Origin of the sequence: Chryseobacterium shigense (genome assembly GCF_014207845.1) — a bacterium.
Taxonomy (GTDB): Bacteria; Bacteroidota; Bacteroidia; order Flavobacteriales; family Weeksellaceae; genus Chryseobacterium; species Chryseobacterium shigense_A.
This window is the reverse complement of the sequence record NZ_JACHLC010000001.1, coordinates 1247383-1263725: the sequence shown is the minus strand read 5'-3', so window position 1 is coordinate 1263725 and position 16343 is coordinate 1247383. Positions and strand designations below refer to the sequence as shown.

15 protein-coding genes are annotated in these 16343 nt (G+C 36.4%); 7 read left to right on the top strand and 8 right to left on the bottom strand.

Going from position 1 to position 16343, the window contains the following annotated elements; translation table 11 throughout:
• Positions 1–19: 19 nt before the first annotated feature.
• From HNP36_RS05830 to HNP36_RS05795, 8 genes are all read right to left on the bottom strand, one after another.
• A complete protein-coding gene (locus HNP36_RS05830; RefSeq protein ID WP_184159481.1) occupies positions 20–520 on the bottom strand; it encodes a hypothetical protein in 501 nt (166 codons plus the stop codon).
• Positions 521–841: 321 nt separating this feature from the next.
• Positions 842–1399, bottom strand: a complete 558-nt coding sequence (locus tag HNP36_RS05825) for a DUF4256 domain-containing protein (RefSeq protein ID WP_184159483.1) — start codon at positions 1397–1399, stop codon at positions 842–844.
• A 55-nt stretch (positions 1400–1454) separates the two neighbouring features.
• The gene (locus HNP36_RS05820) at positions 1455–1856 is read right to left on the bottom strand and encodes a DoxX family protein (protein WP_184159485.1); all 402 of its coding nucleotides are present in this window, start codon (positions 1854–1856) and stop codon (positions 1455–1457) included.
• Between the two features lie 18 nt (positions 1857–1874).
• On the bottom strand, positions 1875–2453 hold the full coding sequence (locus HNP36_RS05815) for a YdeI/OmpD-associated family protein (RefSeq protein WP_184159487.1): 579 nt from the start codon (positions 2451–2453) through the stop codon (positions 1875–1877).
• 137 nt (positions 2454–2590) lie between these two features.
• Positions 2591–3055: an SRPBCC domain-containing protein gene (locus HNP36_RS05810; RefSeq protein ID WP_184159489.1), complete on the bottom strand. Its 465-nt coding sequence runs from the start codon at positions 3053–3055 to the stop codon at positions 2591–2593.
• A 168-nt stretch (positions 3056–3223) separates the two neighbouring features.
• The gene (locus HNP36_RS05805; protein ID WP_184159491.1) at positions 3224–3550 is read right to left on the bottom strand and encodes an ArsR/SmtB family transcription factor; all 327 of its coding nucleotides are present in this window, start codon (positions 3548–3550) and stop codon (positions 3224–3226) included.
• A gap of 157 nt (positions 3551–3707) precedes the next feature.
• Entirely contained in the window at positions 3708–4760 is a 1053-nt protein-coding gene (locus HNP36_RS05800) for a CHAT domain-containing protein (protein WP_184159493.1), read from the bottom strand.
• 45 nt (positions 4761–4805) lie between these two features.
• On the bottom strand, positions 4806–5225 hold the full coding sequence (locus HNP36_RS05795; protein ID WP_184159495.1) for a helix-turn-helix transcriptional regulator: 420 nt from the start codon (positions 5223–5225) through the stop codon (positions 4806–4808).
• 149 nt (positions 5226–5374) lie between these two features.
• Between HNP36_RS05795 and HNP36_RS05790 the strand changes: the two genes are divergently transcribed.
• The 7 genes from HNP36_RS05790 to HNP36_RS05760 all read left to right on the top strand — a co-directional run bounded on the left by HNP36_RS05790 (position 5375) and on the right by HNP36_RS05760 (position 16320).
• Entirely contained in the window at positions 5375–5593 is a 219-nt protein-coding gene (locus tag HNP36_RS05790; protein WP_184159497.1) for a SymE family type I addiction module toxin, read from the top strand.
• A 98-nt stretch (positions 5594–5691) separates the two neighbouring features.
• Entirely contained in the window at positions 5692–6369 is a 678-nt protein-coding gene (locus tag HNP36_RS05785) for a response regulator transcription factor (RefSeq protein ID WP_184159499.1), read from the top strand.
• Between the two features lie 10 nt (positions 6370–6379).
• Positions 6380–7666 carry a sensor histidine kinase gene (locus HNP36_RS05780; RefSeq protein ID WP_184159502.1) on the top strand — a complete coding sequence of 429 codons (1287 nt, stop codon included), beginning with the start codon at positions 6380–6382 and terminating at the stop codon, positions 7664–7666.
• 252 nt (positions 7667–7918) lie between these two features.
• The gene (locus tag HNP36_RS05775) at positions 7919–10372 is read left to right on the top strand and encodes a DUF5686 family protein (RefSeq protein ID WP_184159504.1); all 2454 of its coding nucleotides are present in this window, start codon (positions 7919–7921) and stop codon (positions 10370–10372) included.
• A 33-nt stretch (positions 10373–10405) separates the two neighbouring features.
• Entirely contained in the window at positions 10406–12892 is a 2487-nt protein-coding gene (locus tag HNP36_RS05770) for a hypothetical protein (RefSeq protein WP_184159506.1), read from the top strand.
• A 160-nt stretch (positions 12893–13052) separates the two neighbouring features.
• Positions 13053–13802, top strand: coding sequence for a hypothetical protein (locus HNP36_RS05765; RefSeq protein ID WP_184159508.1), 750 nt, complete (start codon positions 13053–13055; stop codon positions 13800–13802).
• A 58-nt stretch (positions 13803–13860) separates the two neighbouring features.
• Entirely contained in the window at positions 13861–16320 is a 2460-nt protein-coding gene (locus HNP36_RS05760) for a TonB-dependent receptor domain-containing protein (protein WP_228456262.1), read from the top strand.
• Positions 16321–16343: the final 23 nt, after the last annotated feature.

The window sequence follows — 16343 nt, the reverse complement described above, 5'->3', positions numbered from 1 at the left end:
TCGAAGCCACCTTTTTGTATTATTTCAAAGCTTTTAAAACCACTTTACAGTCAGCAGGTTCCAGCTTTTGTCCATCCTTATAGCTGATCTTTTTCTCATCTGCATATTTAGACTGTCCGTCTTCCTCTTTGTGATCCCCGATTCCTTCCGTTAAAATATTATCTTTCTGAATGAAATAAATATCTCTCTTGCTTTTCGTTCCCTCGGATTGGAATTCATAGGTTAATTTAAGAGTATCTCCAGCTTTAAAACCTGTTATATCTCCTATAGAACTGTCTTTTTCATTGTTTTTATAAGCTAATTTTCCGGTAATGGTTCCCAGATTATCATCAATAGATGCAAAAACACTGTCCTTTCCAGTAACACCCATATAGCAGAAAGATTTTGGCCCAAGCGTATCTACTACAGGTTCAGCTACAGCCGTTGCATCTCCTTCAACCTTTGGGGCGGGAGTTTCCGTTTTTTTGTTACAGTTAATAAGAAAAACTGACAGTGAACCCAGTAAGATTAATTTTTTCATATCCAAAGTTGTTATATTAAATTCAAATTTCTGCGTACTAAATTAATAATAGTATTTTGATATGGAAGAATATGGACTATAAATAATACGTTATTTAAAAATATTGAAAAATATTGAAAAATTTAATTTATATAGTTTTGAAAGTTGATGTTTTTTATCTCTCGCAGATGGGGCAGATTGAGCAGATGTTCGGGTTTATTTTTGGTGGCTGGTAGGAATGATGTAGATTATTATAATCATTTTATGTGAGGGAATTTATAGTTAATTGAATGCTCAAACTCAACTCAAAACCCGGATACCGGAACCCGAACCATACTAATTTTACACTTTCAAAACTCCCCGGAATCCTCTCGCAGCATAATAAGAATCTGCACCGTTGTGATAGGTAAAAACCTTATTGTAGCGGCGGTCACAGAAGATAGCACCACCCAGTTCTCTTATGTTTTCAGGTGTTTTTATCCAGCTGGAAGTTTTCAAGTCAAATTTTCCGAGCTCCTGAAGGTGGTGGTATTGTTCTTCTGATAATAAATCAATGCCCATTTCCGCAGCTCTGTCAATAACATTGTTTTCAGGCTTGTTGGCTTTTCGTGAGCTCCAGGCCTGATAATCGTAGCAAAGGCTTCTGCGTTTCGGGCTTTCCGGGGAGCAGTCGAAGAAAATGTATTCGTCTGTTTTTTTGTCGTAGTCTACAACGTCCGGTTCGCCTTCGGTTTCTTCCATTTCGTTCAGTGACCATAGTTTTTCGGGATTTGCTTCCAGTTTTGCCTGAATTTTTCCCCAGTCTAAGTTTTTATGGCGGGTCATATTTTTCTCGAAACGGGTTTTTAAAATTTTTAAAAGTTCTGTGCTTTGTTCCGCTGAAAGTTTCTTTTTACTCATATCAATTATTGTTAAGTGGTTTCATTATTAAAATTAAAGCTTCTGCATATATATTTTAGTGGTTAACCATAGAAATTTTCCTGTCAGCAGGTCTGAAATACCATGAAATGATTACTAAAACCAGCAATAGGAGGGCCGGCAAAGTTCTTCCGGCAGCATCACCAACGATGATATGCGAGATCAATGCACCGGACATTACGAAGAAAAAACCTGCATAAGCCCATTCTTTCAATACCGGAAATCGCGGAATAAGAACGGCTATAACACCCAGGATTTTCCAGACTCCGATAATGGTCATCAGGTAAGCAGGGTAGCCGAGGTTGGTAAAATTGGCAAGCTCGTCTTTATTTTTCATAAGCTGTACAATGGCTGTAGACACCATTCCCAAGGCCATCCATAAGGTGAAGATCCAGTAGATGATTCTGTTCCTTTTTTGTGATTTGTTCTGTGTTTCCATATCGTATAGTTTTTAGTGTTAATCATTTAATCCATTTCCTTTAAAAATCTGCGGAATACATTTTTCAATGCGGGCTTCCCGTGTTTTAGATTGTTTGGCTGATGAGAAGTGAAGCAGGTAAGCTCTTTGTCTTCCGGGAGTAAGTGCTTCAAAAGCTTCTTTCAATGCAGGATGCTGATCCAGTCTGGATTGAAATTCTTCAACCATTTCAAATTCTTTCGTCTTTTTCATTTCAACCTTAGCTCCGGATTCTTCAATTTCAACCGCCTCAAACATATAAGACCGGAGAATACTTTCCAGATCATTAATTTGCTGTACATCCGTAAAACGGATCTGTCTTGCAGCCTGCACGTTTTTAGATTGCTGGATTAAAATATGATCGGGATCTTTCATCAGAGCACCTTTAAAAAAGAGCAAAGCACAATATTCTTTAAAGCCGTGAATCAGGAAAATATTTTTCCCTTCATAGGTATAGCATGGGCATCCCCATTTCAGATCTTCTGTGAGTTCTGTACTCAGGGCAATTGCTCTTAGCTTTTCAAATGCTGCCTGCCATTGGCCGGGTTCGTTAAAGAAAAAATCAACTTTTGGATTCATGAGTTTGGGTTTGAGGGGTGTTGAGTTGGAGAGTTTTAGGGTTTTAGAGTATTAGAGTATTAGAGTATTAGAGTGGGAGAGTTGTGGGGTAATGGGATTTACAACTTATGACCAAATTACCTGCCACCTATCATCTGCTACCTGCTACCTAGTAACTCCTGCAAACGGTTATGCGCCATATTGATCCCTTGAGCGAATGGCATTTTCAGGTGCTGGTCTCTGAAATCTACCGATTTGTAAATGGTCTGTATGGTAATCTTACTGGTGCTGTCCGTAAGTTTTTCAAATTCTAAAAACTCAATCTGAACAGGGAAGGGTGTGTTTTCCATCTGGAAAGTTCTTATAATTTTCTCATTCTGAATGATATCATGAATGGTTCCATTGGCACTGAACATCACTTCTCCCTGAGGGTTTGAGGTTTCAAAACGGTAACCGCCGTGTTGTTTATTTTCAAACTTTGTCACTTTAGTTCCCATCCATTGTTCGAAAAGTTCTGCTTCTGTATATGCCTTGAAAAGCAGTTCTACCGGAAGATCAAATTCCCTGGTGATGAATATTTCCTGTTTGCCGTCTTCGGCGTGAATTTTTGTTTTGAGTTCCATATCTGTTGAGTTTTAGTGTTTGAGAGTGGGAGAGTTTGATACGTGTTACGCGTTTCGGGTTAAGAGATTCGAGTTATTTTGTGGATGAAGATTTTTGAGATTTTAAACTGCAATCCATTTATCATCCCGGAACCCGCACCACGAATCTCAATAACCCCGTATGTCGCATCACGCATCTCTATTCTGATACGCTTTCATTACACTTTCCAGCTTATTGAATTTTTCGTCCCACATTTTGCGGAAAGGTTCTATAAAATCTGCTATTTCTTTCATTTTATTGGGATTGAGGTGGTAGATAATTTCGCGGCCATTCTGTTCAGATCTCAGCAGTTCGCATTCTGCGAGGATCTGAAGATGTTTGGAAACGGTAGGTCTTGCGGTATCGAAATTGGAAGCAATGGCCCCGGCGGTCATAGATTGTGCCGCCACCAGCATCAGGATAGATCTTCTGGTAGGGTCTGCTATAGCCTGAAATACATCTCTTCTTAAATTCATTGTGTAGTTATTTGACTACAAATTTAAATGAAGTTATTTGACTACGCAAGTTTTTTTGAGGAAAATTTATATTAAATTGATTATGAAGATAAAAATGGAGAACTTAAGATTCTCCATTTAAATTATTATAATAATGCTTTTGTATGGTATTTTAAGTTTATTTAGGCTGTACTAATATTATTTCCTCTGCATTAAGCCCAAGTTTAATAAACAATTCAGGGGTATTTTCTTCTGGAATATCCTCCATCATTAGTAATGCTTTGGCTTGTTGAAAAGCCTTCCCAACTGAAAGTCCAAACCCAATTGCTGAATAAAACTGTGAAGAAAATACTCTAGCAGCTTCATCACCAATTGTAGTATTCATCCCAATAGTTGCTTCTACAAATTCAGATACAGCTTCTGCTTGGTTTCTTGAATAACACGTATTAAAAAAAACTAACCTGATATTGTCAGCAGATGCCATCATTGTTTGTACAATCGCCTCTTTGCTAACAAATTTGGCTATTCCTTCTTGAGTTTGAAATACAATTTCATCATCATTTGAGCCATGTCCACTAAAATGAACAATAGTTGGATCATGCTCATTAAGTGCTTGTAATAAATCCAATGTTTGAAGTGCCCACCGTGATTCAAATTTAACAGAATCACGGTGTTTAGTCTTTCTAATCATTTCAGTAATACTTCTTGCTTCTTCATCAAGCCTTAATTGTACTTGGTCTATTGGGTTTGAAGCTAAAAATAATACAGTGATTTTCTCAGGAATTTTTTTTAATTCTTGAATTTCATTAATAGTAGTTTGATGTAATGTGTTATGATGATTTAAAGTATTGTTTATATTTCTTAAACTTCTTTCTTGATCTTTTTGAAGTTTATCACTTTCGATCTTTCGTTTTTTATCAATTGAGACTTGTTCTTTGTCAATCTTTTTCTGAGTGTCAAAAATCTCTTTGTTTTTTTTTACAATTTTAGACTCTAAATCAGCAATTTTTTTAGTAGTACTTGCAATATCTTTATTATATCGCTCTATTTCTTTCAGCTTAGAATTAATGGAGCTTATATTTTTTGTTCTTTTAATAGCATCAGAAGCAGAATTGATTTTTTTGTTTAAATCTGCAATTTTGACTTGTTCTTTTGCTTTGTCAGATGTAAGTCTAGACAATTCATTTTGTCTATTTATTAATGTTGTTCGATAAGAATCAATTTGAGCCATTACAATTACTATTAATTTTAAATTAACATTCTAAGAGATTTTTAATTACTTCTTCTCAATCAACCTCTCCAACTTTTCAATCATTTCCTTCTGCTGTTCAAGCATACGCTCATAAAGCTCAACCATTTTATCAATAGGATTAAAGCTTGGCTGATAATTAAACCCTGAAGCAATTGCATTATCTTTAAAATCTTGGAAGGAATATGTGTTTGCAATAACATTTACTGCTTGCTCTTCGTTGAAATTCTCAATAGCCTCAGCCGGAACTTTCAGGATCTTGGCAACTTGGGCCAGAATATCCGTTTCTACGGTTTCTTTTTGTTCAAGAAGGGAAATTTTCTTCTGGTTCCAGTCGTCGCCCAGTTCCAGGGCAAGGGCTTCTTGTTTTATGCCCAGCATTTCGCGGAAACGTTTGATGTTTCGGCCCTGATGTATTTTTTTATTTTGCATATCTGTGTCAATCATAATAACAAATATAAAGTTTTAGGAGAGAAAAATAAAGCTCAAAAATAAAATAAATTATATTCTGAAATATCCTTCATTTCACATAAAATATCCTTTCAGAAACTGGTATATACCGGCTGGTATCCTTTGGTTTGCAGAAAAAACAGCAAATGATGAAAAAAAAGATCAGTTCTCAGAACAAATATAAGCTTTTCCGAAGCCGGAATCTTAAGGTTTTCCGTAAATCCTTCGCAAGGGCATACTACAATGAAGTTTTCTTTCCGGAGATCAGGATTGCCGGGAAATGGGTTCAGGATTGTGGCTTTGAAGCAGGGGACAGGGTAGCGGTTATTGTATCCGAAAACCAGATAATATTAAAGAAAGTATAAGGCATTTCCGGTTACATATATTAAATAGTTTTCGTTATATTTAAGGTTCTGCATAAAAATTCAAAATTTCTTCAGAATTCACTCTATAGATTTGTAAAATGAAGCTACTGATAATAGAAGACGAAGCTGAACTGGCCAAAAGCATCTCTGAATACCTTTCGGAAGAAAACTATCTGTGCGAGTTTGCCTCCACATTCAGAGAGGCAATGGATAAAATAGAAGCCTTTCATTACGACTGTATTCTGCTGGATATTACTTTGCCGGACGGCAATGGCCTTACCATTTTAGAAGAGCTCAAAAGGCAGAATAAACAGGATGGTGTTATTATTATTTCCGCCAAAAATGCATTGGACGACAAAATAAAAGGCCTGCAACTGGGAGCAGACGACTATCTTACAAAACCCTTTCACCTTTCGGAATTATTGGCCAGAATTTACTCCATCATCCGCAGGAAACAATTCAGTAGTTCCAATATCATCATGCAGAATGAATTGCAGATCGATCTTTTGGCAAAAACCGTTTCCGTTAACAATCAAAGCATTATCCTTACCAAAAAGGAATTCGATCTGCTGATCTATTTTATAGGAAACAAAAACAGGGTAATTTCCAAAAGTACTCTTGCAGAGCATCTTTCGGGAGATTTTGCAGATATGCTGGATAATCATGATTTTGTATATGCCCATGTGAAAAACCTGAAGAAAAAATTATACGATGCCGGCTGCGATCATTACCTGAAAACAGTGTACGGAACCGGATACAAATGGGAAAGCAACTAAACAGCCGGTCATGAAACCCTTATTAAGCAAAATAACCAAACCTTTTCTGATCTATGTGCTTGTAGTGCTGGTCATCAGTATTCCCGTTTACTATCTGGTAGTGGATACCATATGGAAAGCGGAACTGGACGAGCACAATAAAATTATTGCAGAAAAAACAGCATACGGGCTTAATAAACTGAAGCTTACAGATCAAAAGCTGTCGGAAAGTATAGAACTCTGGAACAGCATTCAGCCGGGAACAAATATTCAGAATATAAAAAAGAACGACCTGCTGAAAGACAGCATTTTTACTTCCGAAAAACAAAAATCCTACACCAAAGAACCTAATATTGACCGTTTCAGATCACTTTCAACCATTATTTATGTCAATAATAAGCCGTTCCGCTTTACCGTTGAAACCAATATCGAAGAATCCCAGGAAACCATTGTTGTGATTGCCATAACCACTGTTTTTTTCTTTATTATGATTGTTTTGGGGCTCTTATTCATTAACAGGAGGCTTTCAGGTTCAGTCTGGAAACCTTTCCGGGATACGCTGGAAAAACTGAAAAAATTTAACCTGAACAATGAAACTAAAATTGAATTTAATACCACAGATACTCTTGAATTTGAAGAATTAAACCGGTCATTAACCAAATTAATAGAACACAATATTTCCGTATACAAAACCCAGAAAGAATTCACTGAAAATGCTTCACATGAGCTGCAGACACCTTTGGCCATTCTTAAAAACAAGCTGGATATTTTGTTGCAGAGTGAAGATCTTACAGAAAAACAGTACGGGATTGCCGAAGAAATGAACAAAGCCTTAACAAGAAGTTCAAGAATCAATAAAAACCTGTTACTGCTGGCTAAAATAGAGAACAACCAGTTCGATAATTCGGAGGTTTTCCTTTTCAATACATTCCTTCATCACAGCATGGAAGCCCTGCAAGAACATTTTGAACAGAAGTACATTTCTGTAAAAGAAGAAATTGTTTCAGAGGTAAAGGTACATGGAAACAGCAGTTTAACAGAGATCCTGATTAATAACCTGATATTAAACGCAATCCGCCACACACCGCCTCATGGCTCTATTTCCGTTACACTGACCGGTTCAGTTTTTGAGGTAGCCAATTCTGGCTCAGAAATGCTGGATAAAGATCTGCTGTTCAAAAGATTTTCAAAATTGTCTTCAGATAGCAGCGGAAGCGGGCTGGGATTGTCTATTATCAAAGAAATATGCGCATTTCACGGATGGACGGTTACTTATAGGTTTGAAAATAACCGGCATTCATTTTCTGTAGTGATGTAGCGAAATTGAATTAAATTAAATATTCTTCCAATACATTTCCCATGATACTAAGGTATAATATTTTCAATATTACATTATTATGTAGTAATGGTTTAAAAAATGATATTATATGATTTAAAAATAGTAAATTTTCCTACAAAAACTCAAAAAAAGCACCAACGGCACTTTTTTTGCCAGAGCATGTATAAGCTTGTGTAATAATTCCTGTAATCTGGAAGTATTATGGCATCACACCTGTCAAAAAAACTTTGTATGAAAAAAATTATAATCCTGCTGTTATCGTTTGGATATCTCAGCATTTTTTCGCAATCAAAAATTATCGTTAAAAATTCCACGGATCAATCGCCTGTTATAAATGCAACAATTTCCTGCAATAATAAAATTGCAGGTAAAACAGATGCATCAGGAATTCTTATTTTTAAAACAAAATGTAAAAAAGTAGAGGTATCAGCAAATGGCTTTCAGGACGACGATGTGGTTGTTGATAAAGTAATGGAAGTTTTCTTAACCAAGGCAGATCCTAATATTAAAAATATACAAACCATTGTTCTGGAAGATAAAAGTGATCCGAGGGCATTAGAAATTCTGAAAAAAGTTAACGAAAACTATAAACAGAATTCCCCCCAAAGCTTAGATTCCTATTCTTTCAAATCTTATGAGAAAATTTCCCTGGATCTGGATGAAGACAGTATCAATGCATATAACAGCTATATCGCCAACAGGATAGATTCCCTTAAAAGATTGCCACAGCGCCCTATGAAAGCTGCAGAGAAAAAAGATTCCCTTGAATCCGTTAACCTTATGAAGCTTTTGGGTGAAAGTAAAATATTCCTCTGGGAAAGGGCTTCCCAATATCTGTATTCAAAAAAATATGGTGAAAAAATTAATATCCTGGACAATAAAGTTGCCGGCATAAAAGAACCTATTTATGAGCTGATGGCTTTCCGTTCCAACAGAAACCAGATACCGAAGGAGATTCGTGAAGAAAACAGGAACCTTTACCGTTTCTTTTTAACAGATTCTATTGAAATTGAAGGGCGGCAGAATTACGTGATCCGCTTCCGTCAGGTTGATTACAAACAGCCTGTAAAACAGAGAAAATTCAATGGATATCTTTATGTAGATAAGGATACCTACGCTTTGAAAAAAATTGAAAGTAACAGTAAAATTAAAAGCGAAGGCAGCATTACCAGTATATGGAAACCTGTTGATAACAAATGGTTTCTGGTAAAAGAAAACTATAAGCTGAAAATGGCTTCAGCCACTTTTGATAATGATGATAAATCTGATAAAAACGAAACCAAAGAAGAAAAAGAAGCCGATAAAAAAAATACAAAAAGATTTGGCAGCTATGCTTTTGTCACCGCTGATTATTTTGACTTCCAATCCCCTATCGAAGAAAGATCAGCAGATTTCAAAGGCTATACCATAGATGTGAAAAATTCAGACGGAAAAAGCATTGACCAATACCGCACCGAAAATCTGACTGAGCGTGAAGCTGCTACCTATACAACAATCGACAGCTTAAGCGCAAAATATAAGCTTAACCAAAGGGCGAAGGCCTTAACCGGTCTGCTAAAAGGAAAAATAAGAGTCGGGATGGTAGATTTTGATCTTGCCAGAATCATCGGTTACAATAAGTATGAACATTTCCGTTTCGGAGCAGGTGCCAAGCTGAATGATAAGTTCAACAGGTATATTTCCCCTGATGCTTATTTCGCGTATGGTATTTACGACAAAGATTTTAAATACGGAGCCGGTGTTGATATTCGTACAACCCTTGAGAAAAACTCGTTCTTCCGTGCAGAATATTTTAATGATGTAATGGCGGCAGGCCGTTTTTCTGAAAACCTATGGAATTTCAGGATGAAAATAATGAATTCCGGTGTTGCCCTGAACAATAATGTTTTCTTTGGCCATAAAGGGTTCAAATTAAGCTATGAAAATGATATTACCAACGCATTGACTATCAATGTTGCGGCAAAAAGAACCCAGGAAGAGTCAATGTTTGATTATAATTTTAAAGGTCTGGGGAATCAGTTTGATATTGCATCATCAGTCATCACCCTGAAATATTCGCCGAATTCAAAGAATATTATGACGCCTACCGGAAAATATACTTACGAGCAGAATCTTCCGGAGCTCTATCTGAACTATGAACAGGGATATAAAGCATTCGGAGGTGATTTTAATTTCAGCAGATTTGATGCTCTTTTTGTTCACAATTTTAAAACAAAACTTGGTGTAACAGGTTTAAGGCTTTATGGTGGTCTGGTTACAGGTGACGCACCAATCTGGAAGAATTTCACCCTGAATGGATTAGGAAACGGAAGGGAAGGGCTGAACTTCAACCTTACTTCTTACCTTGGTTTTGCAACCATGGCAGGCGGAAAGTATTATAATGACAAATTTGTGGGCGCTTATCTTACACACAAGCTGCCCTGGTATTTTAAAAGTTTCGGGAAAAATGTTTCAAGTTTCGACTTTATCTACAGGGGAACAATCGGTGATATGAAAAACCCGGAATTTCATCAGTTTGATTTTAAAAAGCTTGATCATCTGTATAATGAAGTAGGTCTTGAATGGAATAATTTCCTGTCCTCCCAATTTAATTTAGGTTTTTTCTACCGGGTAGGATATTACAATACCCCAAAATTTAAAGATAATTTCGCCATTCAGTTTAAACTCAAGTTATTAGGATTCTAGAGATTATTTAAATTCTGTAAAGCCACAAACAAAATGAAAAAACTATTATCGAATCAGAAATTAAAGAAAAGAAAAAAGATTATACTTGTTATATTGGGTGTAGTATGTCTTTTAGCTGTTATTTTTCCATTTTTACTTAACATTTATCTTAAACATAAATTACCGGAGCTTGTCAACAAGAAAACACCTTACCAGATAAGCCTTCAGGATTTTGATCTCAGTCTCTTCAGAGGTAATATCTCGGCCAATTCTATCTCAATTAAAACGAAAAATACAAATGATCCAGCTGTCACCCAAATATCAGGAAATGTAAAAAGTCTCCAGATAGAAAATTTCGGAATCTGGAATGCCATATTCAATAAGTCTTACAAAGTTGATAATATTAAACTGATTGACCCGAATGTTCAGGTAGTTTCCGGAAAATCACAGAAGAAAAAAGATTCCACAAAAAAGAAAATGAACTTTGAGGTTGAAAATATCTTGGTGAGCAACGGAAATATTTCTGTGAAAGGAAATGACAGAAAAGATCTTTTTAACGGGAAAAATATCAATATTAAGCTTACAGAAATCCGCCAGAGTAAAGATGCCTCCAAAATGCCTGTTGCTTTTAAGGAATTTAAAATTGATGCGCATGATGTACTGATCACCGTGAATGATTTCTATAAAATTTCCGCGGATAGGATTGACGCTAAAAACAAACAGCTTCAAATCTCAGCATTTCATCTGAAACCTATTGAAAGCCCGGCCCTGTACAATGCAAAAAATGTTTTTGATCTTAAGATTAATCAACTGTCTGCGGAGAATTTCACCGTTGATCAGGATTCACTTATTATAGATAATGCCAGGTTCATCAAACCTCAACTGACCGTCACTTCTACCAATAAAAAAACGGTAAAAGAAAACCCGAAAGAAGTTAATCTGAAAATCGGCATTAAAGATCTTGATCTTCAGCAGGGCTCTGTAATCGTTCAGCAGAAAGACAAAACGAAAACAGCTTCTGTAGACAATTTCCGTGTGAACCTGAAAGATATTGTTTTTGATAAAAATACGGTAAAGGAAAAAATACCTTTTGCATTTTCCACCCATAATGTTGAACTGGATGATATTTATTTTAAAGTGGATGCTTTGCAGGCTGTGAGCATTAAAAAAATCAGTTCGGATAATGCCGATATTTTCATTAATGATGCCCAGTTTCAGGCAATCGGAAAAAGCAGTACAAAAGATGTCTTCAACATTAAAACGGAAAAGATTGACATCCTGAACAATACCTCAAAATTTGCCGGGCAGCAGCTACAGCTTAAACTGGATGAAATTAATGTATATTCTCCCGACATCCAAATTATTGCCGCAACCCATAAAAAACCTGTTACCCAAAAAACACAGAATCAGCCACCTGATTTAATGGTGAATCTCGGGGCTCTGAATCTGATCAACGGAACTTTCAGTCAGCAGAAACAAGGTATTCAAAAGATGAAGGTGGGAAATTTCAATGTCAGGCTGAATTCAATTACGACAAACAAAGATGTTCTGAAAGAATCTATTCCTTTTCATGTAAAAAGTCATCTGATCACGGCCAATACTTTAGATATAGATGCAGGAAAGTACTACAGACTGAAGGTTGATCAGATAAAAAATTCCGGAAAAACTACCCATATCAGCAATTTTGCTTTCCTTCCCAAATATTCAAGGGATCAGTTTAACAGAATAATTGCTGTAGAAGAAGATCTGTATACAATCAAAGTAAAATCAGTGGATATCACGGATAAAAATTCGGCCATAGGTGGTAAAACCAGTATAGATCTTGATCATATTGCTTTAGACGGAGTAGACTGTAATATTTATCATGATCTTGCTCCACCTGATGATAATGGTGTCCGTTATATGTTCAGCAAAAAGCTCCGTGATATAAAATTCCCTTTATTTATAAAACAGGTAGATATTAAAAATTCAAAACTGACTTACGAAGAAATCGCAGAAAAAGCACAGATTCCGGGAAAAATAACATTTGATCATTTCAATGCAAAAGTGACCGGCGTGAACAGTGCAAAAATGAAAGGAAAACCAACATTGGTAAAAGTGGATTCTGACTTTAAATTCTTCGGAGATGCTCCTACGGACGTTCACTGGCAGTTTGATGTTGCCAACAGAAATGATGATTATGCCATTAACGGAACTATAAAAAATCTTTCAGTGGACAATGCAAATCTTTTTGTACGGCCTTATCTGAATGTAACCCTGGATGGGCAAATTCATTATCTGAAATTCGATTACAAGGGTAACAGCCAAAAAATCGGCGGGAATTTTTATTTTAAATATAACGACATGCACGTTAATTTCATGAATAAAAATACAGGTAAAGAAAGAAAACTTCTTACAGCCGTAGCCAATATTTTCGTTAAAAATGACTCCAAAGGAGAACCTGATCATGTGGAAGTGGAAAAAGAACGTGATCCGAATAAAAGCTTTTTCAATACTTTATGGCAGGGAATTATGGAAGGGCTAAAAAAGTATTTAATTTAACTTATTGAATTATATAAATTTAATGGAAGTCAATTGATTTATCATTATAAATATAGATTTTACTTGAAACCGTTTTATCTGAAATATCATTTCACTTAGAGATAAAATATCCAGATTCTAAATTTCTACAAAATTACCCCTGAATTTTGTAAGAAAAAACATGAATACGCTAAATAAAGTAGCTGCTGTAACCCTTTTGTTCTGGCTGATGAAAATTACGGCCACCACACTTGGCGAAACCCTCGGGGATTTTATTTCTATGACGCTTAACCTGGGGTATTCTGTAGGAATAGGAGTTACATTTCTATTTTTCATTATAGTTATTACCATACAGCTTAGTGTAAAAAAATACATCCCGTTTATTTACTGGATGGTAATTGTAAGTACTACAACACTGGGCACGGAAATCTCTGATTTTATTGACAGAACCCTGAAAATAGGTTATTTCTCAGGAAGCTTAATATTGGCAGGAGGTCTTTCGGTAACACTTTTATTATGGTATAAAAAATATAACAGTCTTGAAGTATATCCGCTTTTTGGAAGAGACAAAGAGATATTTTACTGGATTGCCATACTTTTTTCCAATAGCCTGGGTACAGCGTTTGGAGATTTTCTGAGTGATAATTTAGGATATACTTATTTGGAAGGAGCTGTTATTACAGGATCCATTATACTTGTGGTTGTCCTTCTTCATTATTTCACCAGGATCAATCATGTTGTATTATTCTGGATTGCTTTTGTTTTCACAAGACCGTTCGGGGCCACTTTCGGGGATTTTCTCACCAAGCCCATTTTAAAAGGCGGCTTGAACCTTAGCACATTGTATGCATCACTGGTTTCTTTAGCTTTACTGTTTCTGATGATTACTATTTCGCACTATAGACAAAAGAAATTACCGCCAGTAACCTGAAATTCAAAATTCCTTCTAAATCATTACCCAATATTGCACAGTTAATAAAATGTAAAAAATGAAAAAGTTAATAGGTATGCTGACGATGATGAAAATGAATAGAAAGCTGTTGTTTCTTTCAGTTTCAATGATGTTTTCTGTGATGTCTTTTGCCCAGGTGGCGGATGTAACTGTCTCAGGAATTGTTAAAAATAAAACAGACCAATCCGCTCTGCCTTATGTAAATATATTGGCAAAAACCGAAAAAGATACCGCATTTGTTGCCGGAACAATCACCAATGAAGAAGGACGATTCTCTCTCACAAATATAAAACCGGGAAATTACAGGCTGGAAATTTCTGTTTCCGGATATCATGCACAGAACCAGTCTCTTTTTGTGGGAAATCTTTCAGAATTTCTTGAAATTCCTTCCATAGAGCTTGAACAGGAAAAAGATGAAAAAGAAACAAAAATTGCAGAAGTGGTTGTAACATCAGCGAAAAAAAATGATATAAGCAGCCAGCTCGATAAGAAAACCTATTCCGTGGCAGATAATATAAGCCAAAGTGGAGGATCTGTTTTGCAAAGTATGCAGAATTTACCGGGAATTACAGTACAGGACGGCAAAGTTCAGCTGCGCGGAAATGATAAAGTGACTGTTTTGATTGATGGAAAACAGACCGCATTAACAGGTTTCGGAAGCCAGACAGGACTGGATAATATTCCATCCTCCGCCATTGATAAAATTGAGATCATCAACAATCCTTCTTCCAGATATGATGCAAATGGTAATGCAGGAATCATCAATATCATTATGAAGAAAAACAAGCAGAACGGCTGGAACGGAAAAATAGGCCTTACCGCCGGGCTTGGCTCTCTTTGGGTAAGAAAGGAAAATCAGCCGACTATCAGGCCTCAGTATACTTTAACGCCAAAAATCAATCCGTCAGTTTCTTTAAATTACAGGAAAGATAAGGTAAACATCTTTTTACAGGCCGATAATCTCTATACCCAAACCCTCAATAAAAATGAATTTGTAACCCGGAATTATGATGACGGAACAGTTATTAATTCACAGTTAAAACGAAACAGGAATACCAATTACCTTACCACCAAAGCCGGGATAGACTGGAATATTGACCCGCAAAACACGTTAACAATTTCCGGGCTTTACGGAAGTGAAAAAATTATAGACAGGGGAGATCAGCCATTCTTCAACGGAGATCTTTCGCAGCGCCTCCGTCTCTGGCAGTTTCTGGAAGATGAATTGAAAACCACCGTGATGGCTACAGCAGCCTATCAGCATAAATTCAAAGAAGCGGGGCACCTCTTGAACGCAGGATTTAATTATACCTTCCACAGGGAAGATGAAAAATACTTTTATGATAACTATCTGCCGACATCAACAGGAACAGATGCCTTCAAATTGTTATCCGATGAGCAGGTATATGATTTTAATGTTGACTATGTAAAACCGTTAAAATACGGACGTATAGAAGCTGGAGTAAAGCTCAGAAGCAGAAGCATCCCTACAGATATGAATTTCATACCCGGAGCCAATTCTGTACTGGATACCAGTGCAGGAGGAAAAGCTACCTATAAAGAATTAATCCCGGCCGTTTACGGAAATTATATTTTTGAAAACGAAAAATGGGAAGCAGAGCTGGGAATGAGGCTGGAGTATGTTAAAGTTCAATATGATGTAAATCCTAACCATCCCACTTACAAGAGCGACAGCTACAATTATACCCAGCCGTTTCCCAATTTAAGATTGGCCTATAAGTTTAACGATCATCATAAACTGTCTCTGTTTTATAACAGGAGGGTAGACAGGCCCAATGAAGTCGATATCCGCATTTTCCCAAAATATGATGATGCGGAAATCATTAAAGTCGGGAATCCTGGTTTAAGACCTCAGTTTACCAATTCAATAGAGTTGGGGCAAAAATACAGCTGGGATAACGGTTATCTGTATTCCGCAATATACCATCGTTTTTCAGACGGAACCATTACCAGGATTTCGAGCATTGTTCCGGGCAGCAGCTTGATTTATGCTGTATTTCAGAATGCAGGCAAAAGCTATAATTCCGGTCTGGAAATGATCTGGAACCAAAAACTTTCCAAAGTTTATTCCTTTAATATTAATGGAAACCTGTACAGAAATCAGATCAATGCATTTTCGGTGGAAAATCTTTATCCTCAGCCTGTTGTTTTTTCAGCGGATAAACAGACTGCTGTTTCGGGAAACTTAAAATTCAACAATATTTTCAAATTTTCTAAAGGATTTGATGCCCAGCTTACCGCAGTTTACCTGGCTCCGGATATTATTCCGCAGGGTAAGATAAAATCACGGTTTTCAATTGATGCCGGGGTAAAAAAATCCATTCAGAATGGTAAAGGCGAGCTGTTTCTGAATGCGACAGACCTGCTGAATACTATGGTGAGCAGGAAGCAGATCCAGGGCTCAGGATTTAGATACACCAGCGACGATTATTATGAAACGCAAGTGATAAGACTAGGTTACAGTTATAAATTTTAAAAACAAACCAATAATAAGATGTA

Excerpts from the sequence above, each read along its gene's own strand:
- HNP36_RS05830 (WP_184159481.1), bottom strand. The coding sequence starts at position 520 with ATGAAAAAATTAATCTTACTGGGTTCACTGTCAGTTTTTCTTATTAAC.
- HNP36_RS05825 (WP_184159483.1), bottom strand. The coding sequence starts at position 1,399 with ATGAGTAAAAAGAAACTTTCAGCGGAACAAAGCACAGAACTTTTAAAA.
- HNP36_RS05820 (WP_184159485.1), bottom strand. The coding sequence starts at position 1,856 with ATGGAAACACAGAACAAATCACAAAAAAGGAACAGAATCATCTACTGG.
- HNP36_RS05815 (WP_184159487.1), bottom strand. The coding sequence starts at position 2,453 with ATGAATCCAAAAGTTGATTTTTTCTTTAACGAACCCGGCCAATGGCAG.
- HNP36_RS05810 (WP_184159489.1), bottom strand. The coding sequence starts at position 3,055 with ATGGAACTCAAAACAAAAATTCACGCCGAAGACGGCAAACAGGAAATA.
- HNP36_RS05805 (WP_184159491.1), bottom strand. The coding sequence starts at position 3,550 with ATGAATTTAAGAAGAGATGTATTTCAGGCTATAGCAGACCCTACCAGA.
- HNP36_RS05800 (WP_184159493.1), bottom strand. The coding sequence starts at position 4,760 with ATGGCTCAAATTGATTCTTATCGAACAACATTAATAAATAGACAAAAT.
- HNP36_RS05795 (WP_184159495.1), bottom strand. The coding sequence starts at position 5,225 with ATGATTGACACAGATATGCAAAATAAAAAAATACATCAGGGCCGAAAC.
- HNP36_RS05790 (WP_184159497.1), top strand. The coding sequence starts at position 5,375 with ATGATGAAAAAAAAGATCAGTTCTCAGAACAAATATAAGCTTTTCCGA.
- HNP36_RS05785 (WP_184159499.1), top strand. The coding sequence starts at position 5,692 with ATGAAGCTACTGATAATAGAAGACGAAGCTGAACTGGCCAAAAGCATC.
- HNP36_RS05780 (WP_184159502.1), top strand. The coding sequence starts at position 6,380 with ATGAAACCCTTATTAAGCAAAATAACCAAACCTTTTCTGATCTATGTG.
- HNP36_RS05775 (WP_184159504.1), top strand. The coding sequence starts at position 7,919 with ATGAAAAAAATTATAATCCTGCTGTTATCGTTTGGATATCTCAGCATT.
- HNP36_RS05770 (WP_184159506.1), top strand. The coding sequence starts at position 10,406 with ATGAAAAAACTATTATCGAATCAGAAATTAAAGAAAAGAAAAAAGATT.
- HNP36_RS05765 (WP_184159508.1), top strand. The coding sequence starts at position 13,053 with ATGAATACGCTAAATAAAGTAGCTGCTGTAACCCTTTTGTTCTGGCTG.
- HNP36_RS05760 (WP_228456262.1), top strand. The coding sequence starts at position 13,861 with ATGAAAAAGTTAATAGGTATGCTGACGATGATGAAAATGAATAGAAAG.